The 18,477-nt window shown below is 66.5% G+C and carries 18 protein-coding genes; all 18 read right to left on the bottom strand.

Annotated elements, in window-relative coordinates:
- Positions 1-13: 13 nt before the first annotated feature.
- On the bottom strand, positions 14-337 hold the full coding sequence (locus tag ABD154_RS15935; protein ID WP_344251626.1) for a hypothetical protein: 324 nt from the start codon (positions 335-337) through the stop codon (positions 14-16).
- Positions 334-807, bottom strand: a complete 474-nt coding sequence (locus ABD154_RS15940; protein ID WP_344251627.1) for a hypothetical protein — start codon at positions 805-807, stop codon at positions 334-336. The genes ABD154_RS15935 and ABD154_RS15940 overlap by 4 nt, the downstream gene beginning before the upstream one ends.
- A complete protein-coding gene (locus tag ABD154_RS15945) occupies positions 804-929 on the bottom strand; it encodes a hypothetical protein (RefSeq protein WP_259820388.1) in 126 nt (41 codons plus the stop codon). Before ABD154_RS15945 ends, ABD154_RS15940 begins: the two co-directional genes overlap by 4 nt.
- Positions 930-969: 40 nt before the next feature.
- The gene (locus tag ABD154_RS15950; RefSeq protein ID WP_344251628.1) at positions 970-4,380 is read right to left on the bottom strand and encodes a hypothetical protein; all 3,411 of its coding nucleotides are present in this window, start codon (positions 4,378-4,380) and stop codon (positions 970-972) included.
- Positions 4,377-5,492, bottom strand: coding sequence for a hypothetical protein (locus ABD154_RS15955; protein WP_344251629.1), 1,116 nt, complete (start codon positions 5,490-5,492; stop codon positions 4,377-4,379). The genes ABD154_RS15950 and ABD154_RS15955 overlap by 4 nt, the downstream gene beginning before the upstream one ends.
- 10 nt (positions 5,493-5,502) lie before the next feature.
- Complete coding sequence (locus ABD154_RS15960; RefSeq protein ID WP_344251630.1) at positions 5,503-6,513, bottom strand: hypothetical protein; 1,011 nt, start codon at positions 6,511-6,513, stop codon at positions 5,503-5,505.
- A gap of 12 nt (positions 6,514-6,525) precedes the next feature.
- On the bottom strand, positions 6,526-7,398 hold the full coding sequence (locus tag ABD154_RS15965; protein WP_344251631.1) for a hypothetical protein: 873 nt from the start codon (positions 7,396-7,398) through the stop codon (positions 6,526-6,528).
- A gap of 2 nt (positions 7,399-7,400) precedes the next feature.
- A complete protein-coding gene (locus ABD154_RS15970) occupies positions 7,401-13,571 on the bottom strand; it encodes a phage tail tape measure protein (RefSeq protein ID WP_344251632.1) in 6,171 nt (2,056 codons plus the stop codon).
- Complete coding sequence (locus ABD154_RS15975; protein ID WP_344251633.1) at positions 13,564-13,734, bottom strand: hypothetical protein; 171 nt, start codon at positions 13,732-13,734, stop codon at positions 13,564-13,566. Before ABD154_RS15975 ends, ABD154_RS15970 begins: the two co-directional genes overlap by 8 nt.
- Before the next feature lie 209 nt (positions 13,735-13,943).
- Entirely contained in the window at positions 13,944-14,483 is a 540-nt protein-coding gene (locus tag ABD154_RS15980) for a hypothetical protein (protein ID WP_344251634.1), read from the bottom strand.
- A gap of 91 nt (positions 14,484-14,574) precedes the next feature.
- Positions 14,575-15,084 carry a phage tail tube protein gene (locus ABD154_RS15985; RefSeq protein WP_344251635.1) on the bottom strand — a complete coding sequence of 170 codons (510 nt, stop codon included), beginning with the start codon at positions 15,082-15,084 and terminating at the stop codon, positions 14,575-14,577.
- 8 nt (positions 15,085-15,092) lie between these two features.
- The gene (locus ABD154_RS15990) at positions 15,093-15,377 is read right to left on the bottom strand and encodes a hypothetical protein (protein ID WP_197931901.1); all 285 of its coding nucleotides are present in this window, start codon (positions 15,375-15,377) and stop codon (positions 15,093-15,095) included.
- Positions 15,378-15,448: 71 nt separating this feature from the next.
- Entirely contained in the window at positions 15,449-15,868 is a 420-nt protein-coding gene (locus ABD154_RS15995) for a hypothetical protein (RefSeq protein ID WP_344251636.1), read from the bottom strand.
- Entirely contained in the window at positions 15,865-16,242 is a 378-nt protein-coding gene (locus ABD154_RS16000) for a hypothetical protein (RefSeq protein ID WP_344251637.1), read from the bottom strand. The genes ABD154_RS15995 and ABD154_RS16000 overlap by 4 nt, the downstream gene beginning before the upstream one ends.
- A gap of 9 nt (positions 16,243-16,251) precedes the next feature.
- The gene (locus ABD154_RS16005; RefSeq protein WP_344251638.1) at positions 16,252-16,641 is read right to left on the bottom strand and encodes a DUF6093 family protein; all 390 of its coding nucleotides are present in this window, start codon (positions 16,639-16,641) and stop codon (positions 16,252-16,254) included.
- A complete protein-coding gene (locus tag ABD154_RS16010; protein WP_344251639.1) occupies positions 16,638-17,048 on the bottom strand; it encodes a Gp19/Gp15/Gp42 family protein in 411 nt (136 codons plus the stop codon). Before ABD154_RS16010 ends, ABD154_RS16005 begins: the two co-directional genes overlap by 4 nt.
- Before the next feature lie 18 nt (positions 17,049-17,066).
- The gene (locus tag ABD154_RS16015) at positions 17,067-17,471 is read right to left on the bottom strand and encodes a hypothetical protein (RefSeq protein WP_344251640.1); all 405 of its coding nucleotides are present in this window, start codon (positions 17,469-17,471) and stop codon (positions 17,067-17,069) included.
- 14 nt (positions 17,472-17,485) lie between these two features.
- Positions 17,486-18,466, bottom strand: coding sequence for a major capsid protein (locus ABD154_RS16020; RefSeq protein ID WP_344251641.1), 981 nt, complete (start codon positions 18,464-18,466; stop codon positions 17,486-17,488).
- Between the last annotated feature and the right edge of the window lie 11 nt (positions 18,467-18,477).

An 18,477-nucleotide genomic window follows, 5' to 3' on the forward strand; every position in this document is an offset into this window, starting at 1 on the left:
ATGAACCCAGCCGCTACACTGGCGGCATAAACCCGGAGGTCAACCAAACCTTCAGCGGACCCTTCTCAGCCTGGAGTCTCTCCACCTGTTCCGTGAACTGGGTTTTAAGATCCGCGAGTTTCGTGTTGAAATTCGCCTCCATCTCGTTCAGCTGCCGCCTCAGGTCAGCGATTTCCGTGGTCGCGTCCTTCCGCCCCTGCTCGGCCTCCTCGGCCCGCTCCTTGAGTCCCTTGCGGCGGCCCTGGACGATGAGGGCGATCGCGAACGCAATGAACCCGGCACCACCACCAGCCTGGACGAGGGCATCCATCATCGACGGCGGCAGCGTGGGAATCATGCGGGCCTCCCATCCCGGGCGATCCTCCGCCGCATCTGGTCGACTGTGGCGAGGAATCCGATGAACATCACCGCGGCAGTCGCCCAGGGGTTGAACGCGTTCCGGAGCCCACCGGCTTCGGTGATGATCGGGAGGGTGCCCTGGAAGATCGCGATGCCGTAGACGAACCAGATCGCGGTGATCACGACTTGGGTGGCGAGAATCGCAGAAAGCCACCGGGAGGCCATGGCCAACAGAAGCAGGACGGACGCCAGTGCTTGCAACCACCCCCAGGTGTTGGCACCGACGATATCGGCGTAGGCGTAGATGTCACTGCTCGTGTCCGGGTCGAGGGCGAGGTCGAGTCCGCTGCCCAGTCCCCGTCCGGCGAGGATGATGAGCAGCGCGGTGAGGAGCCATTCTGGGGCTGGTTCGAGCCGGAATTTGACCCGCAGGATGGACAGCAGCATGTACGAGTGCCGACCCCTCACGAGTCCACCTCCTCGACCGGTTCGGGTGGGGTGGTGGACTTCTCCGTGATCGGTGCCCCGCACGGCCCGCAGATGACGAGCATCTCAGGGTCGGTCAGCTGCACGGGTTCACCCTCGTTCACACAATCCGGTGTGAGACACGTTGCCCACAGGTCTGACATCTCATTCCCCTATCGCAGTCCATGCCACGTCGAGCGGGCCGGCAGTGTCCCTGCGCGCCCAGACGACGAAGCTCGTGGTCGTCTCGTCAATGAAAGTCGCCGCGTGCACCACAGGCCATATGGTGCGGGCGGTGACCTGAATAGCGGGTTTCGTGGTGAACCGTCCCGCCGGGAGGGTGACTGTCGCTGAGACGCGACCATTGTTCGAGGGCACGTTGAGCTTCACCACCCCGGAGGCGACCTTCGGGACACCCGTGACGGTGCCGTTCGGGTTGAACGCCAGAGTCCCCCACTTGCCGGACCCATCGCCCCTGACTTCGAACATCGGCGTCGTCGACGCGATCGACGATGGGGTGGCCCGCGGATACGTGTTCGCATCCGTTGCTGCCATTCCCGCCGGATCGAAGTAGTGCCAGGTTGCGACCGACTCGTCGGAGCGGAAGTGGGTGAACGTGCGACGGTACTCTGACAGCGCCGGGCGGGTCGCTTTCTTCGCCGTGTACCCGCCGATATTGCCGACGCCCACCGGCAGCGGTGAACCCATCACCTTCAACCGCGAGCGGCGCGGCCACGTGAACCGAGTTCCTGGGCTGATCCGCGAATCGTAGTCAAGCGAACCGTCGTCACCGAGATCGGTCTCCCACGCATACGCCGCCCACCAATCCGGAGAGTCATCACCTGTCGTGGGTGGGGCGTATTCGTTGATACTTCCGGCACCGCCATTGAGAGTGCGGAACTTCCCGTCAGCGAACACCAGCCCGGTGTCGCGCCCGTTCTCCGCGGTCTTCCACGACTTCACCTGGTCCCACACTCCGGTGGTGGAGAACGTCACGATCGCGTCGCCGATAGTGCCGGTGGTCTTGCGCACCGTCACCCATGTGCCGCCGCCCCAGTCGCCGGGGCCGATGTAGATGCCACCGATGTCAGACTTCGTGCCGTCCTTACAGTCCACGGTCGCGAGTGTCGCGCCCGTGGTCTTGTTGAACGTGCGCCAGACCAGAGACCCGGCGTCCGTGCACTGGGCGATGACGACGTTCGTGCCGTCCGTACCGATGCCCGGCTTGTACGTCAGCGGGTTCGACTTCGACCAGCCGACATCGGTGTACTCCCACTCGCGGAGGAACGCGCCGGCGGTGGAGTACACGCGCACGAAGTACTTGTACGGGGTGCCGGACTTCTGGCCCAGGAGGAACAGTTCGGAGCCGATCGCGGTGACACCCCCGGAAGCCCAGAACTGGTCCGTTATCGGAATGTTGTCGCCGACGACTCCGGTGGCCGGGTCGATCGAGATGAGGCGGTCGCCCTCGGAAGCGTTGGGGACGTCGACAAACGTCCAGTACTTCCCATCCGCGTAGGCCAGGCCGTAGAGGACTCCACCCTCGGGAGGCGTGAACCCCACCGAGGCCCAGTACGGTTGCACCACCGGGGGCGCGGTCGGGTCCGAGACCCCAGCCTCGAGGATGAGGCGAGCGCCCTGGCCGAGGCGGTTCTCGACGTTGCGGAACTCCGCGGGACCAGTCGCCACCAGGGACTCTGCCTCAAGGTCGCCCTTGAACGTCGACCCATACGGGGTGAGGCGGACTCGCCAGTCGTCGGCATCGTCGTAGACGGCGATACCGGACGCGTCCTGGGTGACGCGGGCCCCGGTGCGGGCGGTTTGGATGGTGGCACCGGTGATGACCATGCCGTCGATCGCGTCGGCCTCCATCATCTCGGCACGGACCTTCACGAACTCGCCGATCTTTGCCCACAGTTCCTCGGAGGCGACGATCTTCGGGGCGGTGACTGAGTCGTCGAGGATCGCGTTCTCACCGATGAACTCCTCGGCGAGAGCCATGCGTGCGACGACGACCTCGGCGAAGAGCTTCTTGATGACGGCTTCGGCGAGCGCAGCGCTACCGGCCTTGAGGTTGCCGACCTCGAGGACGTCGGCGGCGAGGTTCGGGGTCTTGATGCCACCGGGCTCGATGAGAGTCGAGTTGACCTGACGGCGGACGACCGGGCTGGTCAGCCTCACCCGCGTTCCCGCCGGCATGGACGATTGGGTGTAGTAGCCGAATCGGATCTTCGTCGTGACCGACCCGGCAGTGAACGACCCTGTGTTGCGTCCGTCTGCGGGCATGTTCACTGCCTGGATGGGAGTGCCCCACACACTGGTGCTGCTGTTGTACTGCTGGGCGTACAGAGTCACCACACCAGGCACGGTCCCGGTCACAGTCGTTCTGGTCATCTCCGCATAGAACTTCTCACCGGGAGTGACAGGAAACTCGGTGCTCGCGGCGTAGCCGCCTGATTGCGTTCCCGAGCCGTTCTTCTCGAGTCCGCCGTTGACGACAGTCCATGCTCCTGCGCCCGAGCCTGGTGCGGCGGCTGGGTTGAGGAAGAGCGGGTCGGTGTGGAGGTTGGTGAAGTCGCCGATCGCGATTTTCTCAGCGAGGATCGCGTTCGTCTGGATGCGGTTGAGGACGTCGAGGAACCCGGTCGTGATGGTGGAGGCGTCGATGTTCGACAGGACCGCGCCGTCGACGAGGTGGGTGACCCACACGTTGCCGGTCCACCGCCACCGACCGATCTCACGGCCACCCGATCCGAGGGAGGTGAGCTTGATCCACGTGTCTTCCGCGGCACCCGAATACGTGGTGGGCGGGTTGCTCGTGGACCAGGTCGTCTTGTTCTTCAGCCCCAACGCCGTCGTGAGACTGCCCTCGACCGCCTGAATCTCCGCGAGCGCATCGTCGATCGCTTCCTGCCTGGCCTGCGCAATGTCGGTGGGGAGACGGTCGAGTGTGCCGTCGACCGCTCCCAGCCTCGCCCTGAGGTCCGCCTGAGCCTCCTCCAAGGTCACCTTCGCCTGATCAATGCGTGCCTGCGCCTCATCGATCGCCGCCTGCACCAGGTCCCCATACCCGGGAACGTCGACCGTGACGAACTCCGATGCGGCCGAGAGCTTCCCCGACTGCGACCAGGACACCAGGCAAACCGTGTACTGGCCACGCTCCACTCCGATCGTGACCTCACCGCCGGCCGCAGAAACGACACTGTCGCGCGCCGACGACGGAGACGGGAGGAACGGCAACGACCCCTGGACCACGTGAATCTCGGTGCGCGCCCAATCCGTGGGAGCCACGAGCTCATCGACGAAGGTTCCATCCCACCGGGCGACGATCGTCCCGTTGTCCACAGTCACCTGCGGGGCCGACGGCCTCGGCGGCGTCGGGCCACCCACCACGGTGACCGTCTGCCGGCCGTCCTCCTGCAGCCCGACCATCATCCGCAGATTCCCGTCCGCGTCGTTGACGTCGAGCGTGCCGTTCTCCAACGACGAGTTCGCCAACTGCGGACCGGTGGCGAGCGCGCGTTGTGCCTTCTTGAGGTTCTCGATGTCGCGGACCATGCGGTCGAGGGGTTTCACTTGCTCACCTTCTCTGCGCGTCGGACCTGCAGGGTGGTCGTGTTCGTGTTGGGGCGGATCTGGATGCCGAGGATCTTCACCCAGATGCTGCGTCGTCCCTGCCAGCCGTCGGCGGTGTTGATGAGGATGTCGTCACCGACTTGGTAGGAGCCGAGGAGTGCGTTTGGGTGTTGGGCGACGGCGAGGTCGCTGATGTCGTCCTGGCCGGTGCGGGCTCGGCGTTCGGCTGCGGCGCGTTGCCGGGCCGCTGTGGGGGTGGTGATGGATTTGTCGGCGACGACCTCGTAGCGGCCGAGGCGGCCGGGTGCGGGGTCGGCGTCTTCGGCTCGCATCATCTTCTGTCCCTCGCCTGCGCCGAGGACGATGACGTTCGAGGCGTAGGAGTCCGCGTCGGTCTTGAACTGGGGGAGCACGGTGACGTTCTCTCCGACGGTGAACCGGAGGTCGGTGCGGCGAGCGCCGAGGCGTGGGTAGCCGTAGGTGAGGGTGTGGTGGATTCGCGTTTTGTCGGTGTTCCAGGTGTGGGTGAGCGTGTATTCGAAGGGGGCGAGGTCGGCGAGTTCGTCGAACTCTTTCGCGAGGTCGTGGGTTTGCCAGTACGCGAGGACGTAGGGGGTGACCTTCACCGGCGTGGTGGATGTGGGGATGGTGTCGTCGCCGATGAACATGGTGCGGGACTTCGTGGCGCCGTCGAATTCGATGCCGAGGTTGAAGTTCTTGCGGGCTTGGGTGTGGTCCCACAGGTGGCGGGAGACCTTGAGGGGGTCGTCGCGTTCGATGACCTTGTGTCCGGTGTAGGGCATGCCGGTGAGGTACCCGGTGTGGCCGATGCAGTCGAGTCCGAGCTTCGGGCCGTCGGTGTCGATGTTTTCGAGGATGCCGCCGCCGCGGATGAGGCCGTCGACCTCGGCGTAGATGCCGGTGGTGCCGGCCTCGAGGATGAACTGCCCGTTCTGTTTGAGGGAGGGGTGTTCGGGTTCGATGGTGGCCTTCAGTCCGCCGTGACCGTTGACGACCTGGTGGATCTCCACGTCGGTCAGTGGCACGCTGGTGCCGAGGAACGTCTCGGTGCCGTCACCGTGGATTCGGGTCGCGAGGTAGCGCCATGTCATGGGCGTGTGCTCACTCAGTGGAGGGGTCGGGTTCTTCGAGGAACGTGACCTTCAGCGACAGGCCCGAGACGCCGTCCATGCGCACGACCCCGGTGGCGGTGGAGCTGTCGGCGCGGCGTGCCCGGAATGCGAACGTCATCATCTGTCCGCGCATCGCCGCGTGGATGGTGCGGTAGTCCGACATCAACCACGGCTGCCGTTGGATGTTGCCCTCGGCGGCGTCGAACGCGAACTCCTGCGTGTTGTACGGGAACGGCTGGCCCGAGTAGTTGCCCTCGGCGGAGGAAGGCCCGTAGTTGATCCAGTACCTGCCCCACACGTTCGCCGCCGAATAGCGGACCTGGTACCAGGCGGGTTCGACGACCATCGCCGTCGCCCAGGCCGGGCAGAAAATCTGCTGACGGGCACCGGTCGGGGTGCCGTCGCCGGGGAACCACTCGCCGGCCGACGTCTTCGAGTTCAACGCCATGCCCTGATCGGAGGCCACCGAGGCGCGGGACCGGTTGACGACGAGGATGCGAGGGTTCGCCATTTCCCGAATGTCGGTGAGCATCGCATTCGTGATGGTCGCCGTGTTCGCCGGCTGGTTGAGCTTCTTCAACGGCACATACGGCACCGTCGTCGGCAGCCCGGACACCCACTGATAGAAGTTGCGGGGGCCGGTGGCCGGGTTCGTCGGCTTTGGTCCCTCGTACTGCTCATCTTTGATCCGGATGATGAGGTACCGCACTGCACCACCCGACGACCCGGTGGCCGGCACAGGGTAGTCCGTTGACGAAGTCTCACGCACTGCGTAGGACTGGCCTGCACCGCCGGGGCCGAGGTAGTCGTTCGGGGTGACACCAGCGCCAGAGTGGATACGCACCGCACCGCCCGGAGTCGGCAGCGCGGTGACCCGGAGGTCACGAGGGGCCATGATGCCGCGGCCGCCGTTCGTCGCCGCGTACAGGGCGAGGCGAGCGCCTTCGACTTCGTTCTCGGCGCCGCCGCCGATCGCCCAGGGGATGTTCTGCAAGGCCATGAGTGATCTCCCTCAGAGTGTGGTGATGGTGGGCCGCCACGTGAGAGTGACGGTGGAGGTGCCGGACTGGTCCTCGCCGGTGAACTTGATCTCCGACGGGCCGGGCGGGATCGTGATGTCATCGAGGCGGGTGCCCGGGCTGATGAGGCCGGCGGCGGAGGTGCCGGTGTCCCAGAGGACTGTTCGCCGGCGGGTGTCGAGGATGATGGAGCGGTCATACGGCAGGTTCTGGGTGACCCCGAACCGCCACCCGGGGCCGGTGACGACGGCCTTGCTGACGGGGCCGTGGACCTCGATGAGCACGTCGTGGGTGGGAGTGGTGCCGCCGCCGTCGGAGATGATGCCCTGCCGGGTGCCGCCCTGCGTGGTGCCCCAGGGGAAGACGATCGGGAACACGAAACCCCCGGCCCGGCCGGGGGTCATCGTCATCTTGAGCTGCCTGGACACACCGTCGACAAGGTCCGGTGACGACGGTTGGAACGTACCCTCGGCCTTGAGGGTCTCGAGGACGAAGAGGTCCGAGGGGTCGGTGAGCTTGAGGTCGCGGGGGCGGCCGTAGATGCGGCGGACCGTGTCGTGCAGCGCGAAGTCGAGCGGCACCTCGTCACCCGGGTCGCGCACGTCCGGGGCCTCCCACGCCTTGACGAGGGCGAAGTAGTTCTCCGCGGCCTCGGCGGGGTCCGCTCCGGTGATCGTGAACTTCAACCCCCACGGTTTGACGTCCTTGTAGTCGCGTCCGAAGAACACGCCCGCGGCGACGGGGTTGAGGACATCCTGGTCACGCCACACCAGGCCCGGCGTTTCGATGCCGCTCAGGTAGACGGGGTGGCCGGGTCCGAACCGGTACCCGCGCAGATCGAACTCAGAATGGGACAGGGTCGGCATGGTCAACTCCCGAGGAGGGTCGAGGAACGGGCGAGGGTGCGCTTCGCGTCGGTGTAGCCGCTGCCGACCGTGGAATGGACGAACCCAGTCATCTGCTGCCCGTCGACGGACAGGGTGATCTGGACGCCGTCGAGGAGACCCGCGATGTCGGCCTTCGTCATCTGGCCGGCCGCCGCCGCGGCGATCGCGGCCACGGAGGCGTCGTCGAGGCCGATCGTCGAGGGCACACCGCGCATCACCTGGTTCTCGATCGCCACGGACTCCTTGTGCGGCATGACCTGCTCGCCGCCGGCGAAGTTCACGACCTTCGACCCGTCGCCGCCGAGGCGCGCCCACTTGCCGAACCGGTCACGGACGAGCTCGAAGCCGTCCTCCCCGACCTCGGCGAGACCCGGGATCGCGGCGAGGGTGCCGTCGGCGTAGCCGTGGCCCTTGCCGATGAAGTCGAGCATGTTCCAGCCGCGGCGCTTCGCCTTGTACTTCGCCCAGTTCATGCCGGCGACGAGATTCGCGAGGGGGTGCGTGCGATCGTTGGGCAGCGACTTGTCGCGGAAGGCGGCGAACGTGCCCGGGATGACCTGCACGAGACCCATCGCCTCGTTGCCACCCGAGTTCACGTCGCGCACCTGCTGGCGGATGCTCGGGTTGCCCCCGGACTCGGACTTGATCTGCCGCAACCACGCGTTGACGTAGTCGTCGGTGGTGGGCAGGCCGACCCGCTTGAGGGCCTGGATGACGGTGTCTCGCCACCGCTCCACACCGGACCCGCCGGGCATCACGAATTCCTGGCTCTTGCCGTAGTCCGCGGCCTTCTTCACCAGGCCCTCGGCGGCGCGGGACATGATGCCGCGCCCCAGCTGCCCGGCGAGCCCGTCCGGGAGCTGCTTCGAGAACTTGCCGTACATGTCCCCGGTGAGCTTCTGCGCAGCCCTCCGGTACGCCTTCTCGAGGTTCGCGCCGGCGGCGACGCCCGCACGATCGAGGAACGGGTGCGAGGGCGGCATGAAGTCGTCCCCGGAGAACGAGCCCGGTGTCATGTCCGCGCCGGCACCGCCGGGCACCGAACGGTTCGCCCAGTGCACGTGGTTCCAGTGGATCTTCCGGACCGCACCCGAGTAGGTGTAGGGGCGGCCGTTCTTGATCTGGCGGCCGCCGGCTGGGGAGTAGATGATCTCGGCGGAGTTGCGGTAGTTGTTGTAGAGGAAGTCGAAGATCTGGCGCATCGGCCCGCCGAGGTCGACGGCCATGCCACGCGAGTGGTAGGACTTGTTGCCCGACACGGTGGTCGCGCCGCCACGGTAGGCAGAGTTCAGGGTCGCCGACGGGAACTTCGACTTGACGATGCCCCATAGGCCGCGCCACACACCACCGTCAGCGAAGGCGTTTTCGCCCGGAATCGCGGGCATGACCCCGCCGTTCGCGAACGCCACGCTGCCGAGCACATCGGCCAGGGCGCCGCGGTCACCTCTACGAGCTGCAGCGTTGAGGGCGTTCACGCCCTTCTCGCCGCCGACCATCCGCACGGTTTCCGGACGGATGATTCCTTCACCACCCGACATGAAGAGATCTCCGGCGGTCGACGACCGGAAGTGGTGTACGTCCTGCCCTGGCGTGTACCCAGGCAGGACACCGCCGTCGCGGTACTTCAGCTTCGCGGGTGCCTTGAGCTTGACCCCGACGTCACCGAACGCCCCGTTGACCGCGGCCGCGAACGACGAGAGCACACTGATCGTGCGGTTCAGCGACTCGCCGACGTCGCCGGGAGTGCGCTCCATCGTCCGATCGATCCCGGACCGCAGACCCTCGAACGAGTCCTTGCCGCCACGCTCGATCGAATCGAACCCGGACGACGCCGTGCGCCCCAGGGTGCCGAGCGTGCCGGAGAGGTCCGCGTTCATCCCGCGCATCGTCGCGTCGACACCCGAGCGCATCGCGGACACCGACGACGCCGTCTGCGCGTTCATCGAATCCCAGCCGGCCTTCTGAGCCTTCGCCATGGTGGAGAGGTTCGCGGCCTGGTTCGCCGTCATCGACGCGAGATTCGTCGACTGAGTCGTCGACATCGTCGTCATCCCCAACGACAAGGTGTCCGACATGCCCGTCATCGCCGTCGAGGTGGCCTCCTGACGGGCCAGCAGGGACGCGTCGGTGTCCGAGGTCATCTTGAGATAGGCGGCCTCTGTGAGGGCCTGCATCGACGTCAGAGCATCCGACGTCGTCGTGACCGTGTCCTCCCACGACACCTCGGCACCCGCCTGAGAACCGGCGAGATCCGTCGGCGCCGGCACACCCACCGCTGCCGTCGGATCTGCGGCGAGCGCCGCGGTGTCCGTGGGTGCGGTGGCGTAGTCGGTGGGGATGGGGCCGAGCGAGGTGAGGGGTGGGACGGCGGCGAGGCCGAGGAGGCCCGCGGTGTCCTCGATGGTGGTGAGGGAGTCGAGGAGGGCGTTGTTGAGGCCGGCGGCGGTGTCGAGGCCGCGGGCGTACATGACTGTGGAGGGGGACTTGATACCGAGAGCTCGCTTGAGGGAGTTCTCCATGCCGCGGGCGATCTTCTCGATCGTCTTCTCCACAGCCTTCTGCTGGGACTCGAGTCCCTTGACGAGTCCAGCGGCCGCGTTGACACCGCCCTTGTAGAACCCCTCGGTGACGTAGGCGCCGGCCTGGTTCGAGTACTTCTCGATGTCCTTGTAGGAGGCGTTGATCGAGCGGACGTCGCCGCTGGTGCCCTTGAGGAGTTCGTCGGCCATGGTGATCGACTCGTCGATCGAACCGGCCTGGGCGACTTCCTGCAGGATCGCACCCGAGTAGCCCATGCGCTGCAGGCGCTTGAGCTTGCCGGAGAGGTCACGGACGCGTTTGGCCGCGGCGGCGGCGTTCGTGCGCACCCCGGACACACCCTGCGTCTGCTGCCAGATGCCGGACTTGTTCTGTGCCCACTGGGAGTCGACGTCGAGCTTGTACGCCTTGTTCTGGATCGACGAGGACACGGAGTTCTGGATTTGCTTGAGCTCGTCGAGTTTGTCCTTGGCTTTGGCGGTGCGCTCCTCGAGCTTCTCCAACGAGCCGTACAGGGACTTCAGGGAACGTTCGTACTGCTTCGCGTCGATGCCGGCACGACGGCGAGCACGGCCGTTGAGGTTGTCGTTGCCGGCGAGCGCTTTGAGCCGGTCGACGGTGGAGTAGGCGCCGGAGAGTCCACCGGTGACCTGGGAGCGGATGTCGCCGCGGCGGATGTCGGTGTTGAGCTCGTCGCGGAGCTGGTTGAGGGCTTCCCGGCGCTGTTGGGCTTCGCGGCGGCGTTCCTCGGCCTTCTCCTTCGCCTCGGCGAGGCGCTTCTTCGCGTCGTCCCCGCCCGTGGAGGCGATACCGCCCTTGGCCATGGGGAGGGTGCCTGGCATGCGCTGCAGGGCCTCGGAGAGGATCTTCCACGACCGGCGCGACCCGTCGAGGGGGACGTAGGCTTCGTCGACGTCCATGCGGTCGCCGACGACACGCCACGTGTTCGGGGGCACCATTTCGGCGATCGGGGCCATGGGGCGCAGGCCTCCGGCGGCCATGTACTCGAGGATTCCGCCGGCGGCTTCGAACTTCTGGGTGTTCTTGCTGCGCGGGTCGGAGGAGTAGACCTTCTTGTTGCCCTCCTGCCGGACGTAGACCTCGTTGACCTTCACCCAGACGGTCTTGTCCTTGACCTTGTCCAGGGCCTCCTGCACCGAGGTGATGCCGTCGAGAGCCGAGTCGATGCCCAAGGCCTTGACGCGGGTGCGCACCTCCTCAGGTGTCATGAGGACCTGGTCGGCGTAGGCCTCGGCCTCGGACTTCGTCATGCCGAAGCTGCGCGCGGTGCGCACCAGTTCCTCGCGGGAGGTCTGCAGCGACGACCGCAACTGCTCAGCCGAGGCCCCGTTCTCCGCCATGGACGCGGCGGCCTCGTTGCCGGCCTGCGCGATCCCGTCGAGCGCGTCCTGGTTGTCGCGGCCCTTCTGCGAGGTGATGTCGAGAGTCTTCCCGTTCTTCTCCAACGCCTCGGTGGCCGTGTCGAGGGACTCCTGGAACGCCCGCTGCGCTTCACGCTCGCTCAGCGTCGCCGAACCGAACCCGCGGATCTCCTCGGCAAGCTGAGAGATCTTGTCGCCTGTCGATTCCGCTTCGATGCCGAGTTCGTTGAGCTTCGCGATCTGCTCATCCGTGGCACCCGAGGCCGCGAGCATTTCGGGGGTGACCTCGCCGGTCGCGATCTTGAGAAGCGTCTGATTGTCGGTGCTCATGCCGGCGGCCGAGGCGAGGCTGATGAGGTAGTCCCGGTACTCGGGGAACTTCGAGAACGTGTCCTCCATCGAGACCCCGGCGCTGACGCCCTCCTCGGCGATCGCACGGAACCCCATCTGCGCGTTCTCAAGACCCCCGCCGGAGGCAAGCTGAGACAATGAGACGTCGGTCTGTTTGATCTGCTCCTGGACGACGGACAGCTGACCGGTGTTGGTGAAATCGAGCCAATTGATGAGGTCGAACCCGGCCTTGTTCGCCGAGGCGAGCGCGTCACCCCAGCCCTTGATGTCGCTGATGCCCTCGGAGCCGAACATCTTCGCCCACACCGTGTTCGCGCCGTCCCACAGCTTGGGGTCGAGAATCGTCTCCTTCGTGCTGACGTTCGTACTGTCAGAGAGCTTCACGATCGACGCGGTGAGCTCGTCGGATGAGGCCGCGACGTCCTTCGCGTCCTTGCCGAAGAGCTTCGACACGAGCTGGATGCCGGTGATCGCGACCGAGGCAACCGCCGCGGCCTTGCCGATGTCGACGAGACCGCCGGCGACCTGCGGGTGCTCGGCCTTGAGTGTCTTGAACCCGTCGATGACCTCGAACACCTTCGGAGCCAGCAGCAGGAACCCGCCGCCGGCGAGGCCCGCGGCGCCCGCGAGGCCGCCGAGGTTGAGACCGAGCTCCTTCACAGGGCCGGGCAGGTCGGAGACCCAGTTCGCGAAGCCAGCGACACCGTCGGCCGCCTCGGCGACGGCGGGGAGGAACACGTCGCCGAAGCTGATCGCGGAGTCCTTGATCGCGTTCCCAGCGATGCGCACCCTCGACTCGGCGGTGTCGTAGCGCTTGTTCGCCTCCTCCATCAGCGCGATCCCGCGCGCATACTCCTCATTGCCGGTGGCGAGCGCTTGCTTGAGGACGTCGGATGCGCCGGAGAGGCGGAGCAGGGCGTCGGATTCGCGGATGCCGGTGATGCCGAGCTGGGTGAGGGTGCCGTTGACGTTCTCACCGTTGGCTTGGGCCTCGCCGAGGCCTGCGATGAACGTCTGCAGGGCACCGGAGGCGTTGTCGCGCCACGCGGCGGAGAACTGGTCAGACGACATGCCGGCGGTCTTCGCGAACGTGTCGAGCTTGTCGCCGCCACCGGAGACCTCGTCGTTGATCTTCTTCATGACCATGGAGATCGCGGTGCCGCCGGCCTCGGCGTCGATGCCGACGGAGGAGAGTGCTGCGGAGAGTCCGAGGACGTCGCCCTCGGTCATGCCGATTGGGCGGGCGGCACCGGCGATGCGCATCGCCATTTCCACGATCTCGCGTTCCGTGGTGGCGAAGTTGTTGCCCAGGCCGACGACGGCGGCGCCGAGGCGGCCCACGTCCTTCTGGTTGGTGCCCATGATGTTGGAGAACCGGGCCAGGGAGCTCGCGGCCTCTTCGGCGGAGAGGTTCGTCGACTCTCCCATATCGATCATGGTCTTGGTGAACATGAGGACGTTGCCGGTCTTGACGCCCAGCTGTCCGGCGGCCTCAGCGACTGCGGCGATCTCCGTGGTCGAGGCGGGCAGTTCTTTGCGTGCGAGGTTGCGCAGGCCCTGTTCGAGGCCCGACAGCTGCCGTTCGGTGCCGTTGACGGTCTTTGTGACACCCGCCCAGTCGGACTGCCACTGCATGGCGGCGCGCCCGGCCATGCCGAACCCGACCGCGACAGCACTACCGAAGCCGACGGCGGCGGTGCCGGCGGCCTGCCACGCCTGTGGGTGTTCCTTGGCTGACTTCTCCAACCCGGCCAGACCTACGCGGGCCTTGGCGATGCCGTTTCGCTCGAGATCGAGCACGGCGGACTTCGCCAGGCGCGACCCGGTCACGATTCCCGTCGAGTCGAGGGTCATCCGCCAGGCAACGGAACGATCAGCCACTGGTCACCTCCTCAGGGGTGGGTTGGAGTCCGACAGACCACACGAGGGCGTCAGGGACGTTGTACTCGCGGTCCTTCTGGTACTGGCGCAGCGCCGTCGTCGCGTGACACCGGGCCGGGGGATTGGGGACGAACTTGCCGACGTTCTCCAACGCCTGGCACACGGCCTTCTCGTACCCGCAGATCGGGCACAGACCCGCCCGGTACTCGGCGAGGGAGAGGAACCAGTCACGTTGCGTGTCGTCCCATTCCGGTTCCGCCTGGGACGAGAGGAGCCGACCATCGTCGTCGTAGACGTAGGTGATGGTCGGCTCCCAGCCGTTGAACCGTTTGACGCTGATGCCGAGGCGTTCAGCGGCCTCGACCTCGCGTCTTAGCTGCGGTTCACGGCGGAGGCGGTCTGTGAGAAAGGGACCGCGGTGGCCTGCCGGTTGATGCCGATGAGTGCCGAGGTGAAGTCGGAGTACTGGGCGTCGGTGAACTCCTCAGACACCTCCACCCAGTCGTCACCGGTGAAGTCGACCTTCTTGTTCGTGCCCTTCTTCCACGCCGCGACGATCGAACGCGGCATGGCAGCGTCAGCGAACGTGTCCGTGTTGAACCCGAAGTGGCCGTCGACGTCGTTGTCCTCCCGTGCCGGGTGGGCCGTGACGAGCTCGGCGTACTCGGAGCGTTTGAGGGCCTTGAGCTTCACGCACACCGTCGACTCGTCCATCTGCGTTTCGAGGTCAGCGATCTTCTTCGCGACCTTGCGCATGTCCGCGGAGTACGGGTTGTTCAGCCGCTCGGCGGCGGGGGTGAGCCGGTTGAGGCGGTCGAGTTCCTCCCGCGCGGCCTGGTGGTCGGCGAGCAGGTCGAGGTTCGTGACGAGGTCGACGACGGCGGTGGGGCGAGTGATTCCAAGCTTCGACATGATGTGTTCTCCCGTTCCTCCCGTGAGTGATGAATGGAGACCTGTCCCCGCGCGGACGGGAGTGCCGCGCGGGGACAGGTGGTAGGGGCGGTCAGGCCGCGATCGCGACGTCCGTCTGCACGTCACCGAAGATGAACTGCGGGATCGTCGCGCGAGTCACCGAGTTCGCCTCGGGGGCGAGGACCTGCTTCTCACCGGCGGTGGCCGGGTAGATGGTGACCTTCTGGCCCACCTCGAACGGCTCCTCGTAGGGGACGCCGATGCGCTCCACGTAGTAGCCGCTGACGCCCTCACGGATCGTCTCGACGGCCTCGTTGGAGTCGGTGGCGTTGTCGGAGTTGGTGTTGTCGATGACGGTGATCGACAGGCCCGGGGTCTTGCGGCCCGGGCGACCGAACTCCTGACGCGAGCACAGGCGCGGATCAGCGATCGTTGCCTGCTCCTTCGTCGGGGACCACCCGTCACCGGTCAGGTAACAGCTGATGTCGAGTGCACCCGCCGCGTTGACCTCGGTGAGCTTCGGAGCCTTGGTGTCGGCGATCGCCGGGACGAACACGACCTTGAAGTTGCCGTCCGCCGGCGTCGATGGAATTTCAGCCATGACTGGCCTCACTTTCTTGAGTTGGCCCGAGCCGGCTTCGACTCAGGTGTTTCGGTGGCGTCGGCGGATGCCTTGGCCTCGCCGTCCGACTCCTGGCTGTCGTCGGACGAGTCCCGGTCAGCGGCACTGGACCGCTTCGCGGGGACGTAATGCTTCGGCGGCCGCGGGGCGCGGGCGCGCGGGTACCGGTCGTCGTTGAGCAGCTCGAACGCCTTGCCGATGCGCGGGTCGTCTTCCGGCACATCGAACTGGTGCTTCGTCGAGGTGTCCTTGACGCGGACGAAGTAGGGCATGAGGTGCACCTTTCGGGTATGACGAAGGCCCCGAACCGGGACGGTGCGGGGCCTCAGGAGGGCGATGGTGGTCAGTGTTGGGTGGCGGTGAGCTCGTACTCGAGGACCGTGAACACGGGATGCCGGTTCGCGGTCGTCAACGTCAGCGACTCGTCTTCAGCAATCTCTCGCGCGTTGACGAGATCCAACGGCGATGTCGACCACCCCTCCGCGATAGGGCGAGCGCCCTGGATGAGTGGGTCGAGGTTGGCGTAGACGGCGCGCACGGATTCGTGGGTGACGCCGGCGATGGTGACGTTGACACGGACGCGGCGGGCGAGGCGGGTGTGGGCGAGGGACCGTGAGCGGGTTGTCGGGATCTGGACGCGAGCGACGGTCCACGGGAAGAGGGTGTCGAGGTACTGGCCGCGCTCGTTGGGCTTGACGGCCTCGAAGTGCGTGTCCTCGGGAAAGAGCGCTTCGATCGCGTCGGTGAGGGCGAGGATGCTCACAGCAGGTTCCCGAGGCGCTGCAGGTGTTCGTCGATGACGTCGAGCTCGCGTTCGACGGGTTCGTCGATGTCGAGGGTGCCTCCGCCGCCGTTGGCGCCGCCGAAGTAGGCGATGCCGGCGAGGCTGGCGGCGGGGTCGCGGTCCTTGTCGGGGCCGAGCTCGATTTCGACGCCGAGAGCGGTGCGGCGCTTGTCGAAGTTGATCGTCCGGGCGATCTGCCGGAAGTAGGTGGACTTCTGTGCGTCGGCCTGCAGGTTGCGGCGGGCCTCGACGGCGCCCTTGGTGAGGATCGCTTCACCCTCATTGCGGACGGCGACTTGGAAGTCGTCGATCGCGTTGAGGAGCTTCTGGGTCTCTGAGGTGTCGAGCGGCACTGGTCCTCCTCAGTCGGCGATGTAGTCGACGAACACGCGGTAGGCGGTGCCGAACGTCTTGAACGGGGCCTCAGAGACGAGGCGAAGTTGCCGGCCGACGAGCAGCGGGTCGACGGTGGAGGTGATGATCTCGGCGACGTCCCCGACGTTGATGCGGTATGCGCCGACGGGCAGTTGGATCGAGAGGCGTTGCACGGTGTACTGGACGCCAGCGGTGTCGCGGGACTGCTCGTAGCCTTCGTAGGACTGCAGCTTGGCCTTGCCGTCGTAGACGACTTGGGTGACGGGGGTGACCTTGGCGGTGACCCGGTCAGTTTCCTGGCCGGCGATGCGGCGGATGATGACGTGGTCGACCATCATCCGCTCGGCGAGGGCCCGGCCGGCACGGAGCGCGCTCACGGCCACCGGTCTGGCCAAACTTCCGCGAACCCGGGGCGGGGCTGCATCGTGATCGAGAACGCCTCGGAGCCTTCGGTGCCCGGTCCGAGTTCCTCCCACTCGTCGGCTGTCGGTTTGAGGTCGGCGCGAGCCGCCTCCGATCCCAGGCCGTAGGAGTAGTCGTCGATGCGTTCGTTCTGCTTGCCGTCGGGGTTCTTGACCTTCCGGCCCACCACCTGGGCGACGATCTTCGTGACCAGCGCGGCGTACACCGGGTCAGTGGCAACCCTGACAGCGAGGTCGGGGATCCGGGACTGGATGGTGGCCTCGACGTCGCTGATCCACGCGTTGACCTGCTCGACCTCGACCGCATCGTCGATGCGGCGGCCGAGACGGGTCTGCACGTCTTGGAGGTTCGCGAAAGCCATACCATCCAGTCCCTTCACTCAGTTCTCGACGAGCTCGCGGATCTCGTTGCGGCTGAGACCCTCAAGCTCTTCCTCGGAGCGACCGGTGGCGAGCGCGTAGTCGCGCCATGCCTGTGTCGAGCTGTTGCCGCCGGGCTTGACCGCAGGCCCGGTGTGCTCCTCTTCGTCAGAGTCGCCGTCATCGTCGGTGCCGGCGGCATCCATTGGAGCGTCGGCATCGCCGGTGGCAGTCGTCTCGTCGGTACCGGTCTCGTCGCCGTCCGTGGAATCGTCGTCGCCGGTCGGGTCGGGCTCTTCGTCGGTCACGCGGTAGCCGTGACGTTCGAAGTAGGCGAGCGCCGCGGGGTCGTCGGTGCGCCCCTGGCCGTCGGAGAAGACGACACCGGCGACGGTTCCGGTGTATCCCTGGACTGGGGTGGTCACGCGTTTCATGTTGCTCACACCGCCTTGACCTTGATGCCGCGGAGGACGGCGGCGGCCTTGGTGGCCTTGAGCGCGACCGAGGCCGGTCCGAGTTCGACCTCGCCCTTCTTCACCGCGCCCGAAGTGGTGAAGTCGGGAAGCCACGTGCGCACCATCTGGGAGCCGACGGTGGTGACACCGTGGAATCCGTCGAGACCCACGCGGTAGGCGTAGATGTCGGTGGTGCCGTCGGCCGCGATCGGGATGATCGGGTCGTTGGTGCCCGGCTTCGCTCCCGGATCGGCGAAGAGGATCCCGCCGTAGGTCTCGCGGACGATCGGACGTCCGTCCTGCCCCACCAGGTCCTCGACCGGGTTCTTGACGTACTCACCAGCACGGCGTGCAGCGGCGCGCAGGCGCGCCATGGCGCGCTTGTTGCCGAGGATGACCGTCGGAGTGCCGTCGAGCGACATGAGGAACTCGTCGATGAGGTCGAGTGCCTTGTGCTCGGCGCGCGGGTTCGTATCGAAGTCCGTCCAGTCCGCGTTCCCGTTGATCTCGGTCGAGGAACCGACGAGGGCCTTGTCGAGGCCGTCGAAGCCGGCGGCGTCGGTGGCGGTGTCGCCGTTGATGACGAGATCCTGGAACTTCGTCACGGCGGCCTTGATCTTCTGCCCCATGTTCAGGGCGACGGCAGCCGAGGCGGCGGGGCCGAGCGAGGCGATCACACGGTCGACCTCGAACGAACCACCAAGGACCGCGAGTTCCGTGGAGTGGTGCGAGGTCTCGACGCTGCCGGGCGTGTACTCGGTGTTGAGTGGACGAGTCGCAGCGGTCGCCTGAGTCTTGAGTCGGCGGTAACCGTAGGTGAGGGTCGCCCCACCGCCGGCCGGGTTGACCGCGTCGTCGAAGATCAGGGAGTCGAGGATCGACGATTCCTTGCGGAACTCGTCGATGACTGCCGGATCGTAGTCTTCCTGAGTGTTGTTCTTCGCTTCAACGAGCGTGACAGGCATTGCGCTGTCCT

Source organism: Brevibacterium sanguinis (assembly GCF_039528855.1).
Classification (GTDB): Bacteria; Actinomycetota; Actinomycetes; order Actinomycetales; family Brevibacteriaceae; genus Brevibacterium; species Brevibacterium sanguinis.

Excerpts from the sequence above, each read along its gene's own strand:
- ABD154_RS15935 (WP_344251626.1), bottom strand. The coding sequence starts at position 337 with ATGATTCCCACGCTGCCGCCGTCGATGATGGATGCCCTCGTCCAGGCT.
- ABD154_RS15955 (WP_344251629.1), bottom strand. The coding sequence starts at position 5,492 with ATGACATGGCGCTACCTCGCGACCCGAATCCACGGTGACGGCACCGAG.
- ABD154_RS15960 (WP_344251630.1), bottom strand. The coding sequence starts at position 6,513 with ATGGCCTTGCAGAACATCCCCTGGGCGATCGGCGGCGGCGCCGAGAAC.
- ABD154_RS15965 (WP_344251631.1), bottom strand. The coding sequence starts at position 7,398 with ATGCCGACCCTGTCCCATTCTGAGTTCGATCTGCGCGGGTACCGGTTC.
- ABD154_RS15980 (WP_344251634.1), bottom strand. The coding sequence starts at position 14,483 with ATGTCGAAGCTTGGAATCACTCGCCCCACCGCCGTCGTCGACCTCGTC.
- ABD154_RS15985 (WP_344251635.1), bottom strand. The coding sequence starts at position 15,084 with ATGGCTGAAATTCCATCGACGCCGGCGGACGGCAACTTCAAGGTCGTG.
- ABD154_RS15990 (WP_197931901.1), bottom strand. The coding sequence starts at position 15,377 with ATGCCCTACTTCGTCCGCGTCAAGGACACCTCGACGAAGCACCAGTTC.
- ABD154_RS16010 (WP_344251639.1), bottom strand. The coding sequence starts at position 17,048 with ATGGCTTTCGCGAACCTCCAAGACGTGCAGACCCGTCTCGGCCGCCGC.
- ABD154_RS16020 (WP_344251641.1), bottom strand. The coding sequence starts at position 18,466 with ATGCCTGTCACGCTCGTTGAAGCGAAGAACAACACTCAGGAAGACTAC.